Genomic DNA, 1,125 nt, shown 5'->3' on the forward strand with positions numbered 1-1,125 from the left:
TTTTTCTCACGCCTGGGTGTGTGGGAGAGGGATACCGCCCGTATTTTGAGAACTACACAGTGGACGCGAGCATCTTAGATTCACGGCTTCGGTCGTGGATCGACAAGATTCGCATGGCGCGGCTTTCGGGCTGCGGTCATGCAAATCATTGGATCTGCAACTTTTCGAGTTGTAGTTTCTTAACTCATGTGATTAGCAAGTTCATAAGAGCAAACGGTGAATGCCTTGGCATCTGGAGCCGAAGAAGGACGTCGTAATCTGCGATAAGCCTCGGGGAGCTGATAAACGAGCTGTGATCCGAGGATTTCCGAATGGGGAAACCCCGCCAGGCCCCTTGTGGTGACCTGGTGACTCCCGCCTGAATATATAGGGCGGGTAGAGGGAACGTGGGGAAGTGAAACATCTCAGTACCCACAGGAAGAGAAAACAACAGTGATTCCGTCAGTAGTGGCGAGCGAACGCGGAAGAGGCTAAACCGAGTCATGTGTGATACCCGGCAGGGGTTGCATGGCCGGGGTTGTGGGACTTTTCGTTCCGGTCTGCCGGCCGGTGAACGTTACAGCGCATCATAGACGAACAGGTTTGAACGCCTGGCCAGAGCGGGTGCGAGCCCCGTAGTCGAAATGGTGTTATGGCGTGAAGAGTATCCCAAGTAGCACGGGGCCCGAGAAATCCCGTGTGAATCTGTCAGGACCACCTGATAAGCCTAAATACTCCCAGATGACCGATAGCGGACAAGTACCGTGAGGGAAAGGTGAAAAGTACCCCGGGAGGGGAGTGAAATAGTACCTGAAACCGTTTGCTTACAAACCGTCGGAGCCTCCTTGTAGGGGTGACGGCGTGCCTTTTGAAGAATGAGCCTGCGAGTTAGTGCTCTGTGGCGAGGTTAACCCGTGTGGGGCAGCCGTAGCGAAAGCGAGTCCGAATAGGGCGATTCAGTCGCAGGGTCTAGACCCGAAGCGAAGTGATCTATCCATGGCCAGGTTGAAGCGACGGTAAGACGTCGTGGAGGACCGAACCCACTTCAGTTGAAAATGGAGGGGATGAGCTGTGGATAGGGGTGAAAGGCCAATCAAACTTCGTGATAGCTGGTTCTCTCCGAAATGCATTTAGGTGCAGCGTTGC

The 1,125-nt window shown here is 54.0% G+C and carries 2 rRNA genes (both only partly in view); both read left to right on the forward strand.

The window, feature by feature from the left end:
• Positions 1 to 190: ribosomal RNA gene (locus tag C5C50_RS17445) — 16S ribosomal RNA — on the forward strand (it extends 1,388 nt beyond the left edge of the window).
• 3 nt (positions 191 to 193) lie between these two features.
• Positions 194 to 1,125 (forward strand): 23S ribosomal RNA (locus C5C50_RS16475) (it continues 1,521 nt past the right edge of the window).
• Together the 16S and 23S rRNA genes form the textbook arrangement of a ribosomal RNA operon.

The organism is Rathayibacter sp. AY1D9, assembly GCF_002932395.1.
GTDB lineage: Bacteria > Actinomycetota > Actinomycetes > Actinomycetales > Microbacteriaceae > Rathayibacter.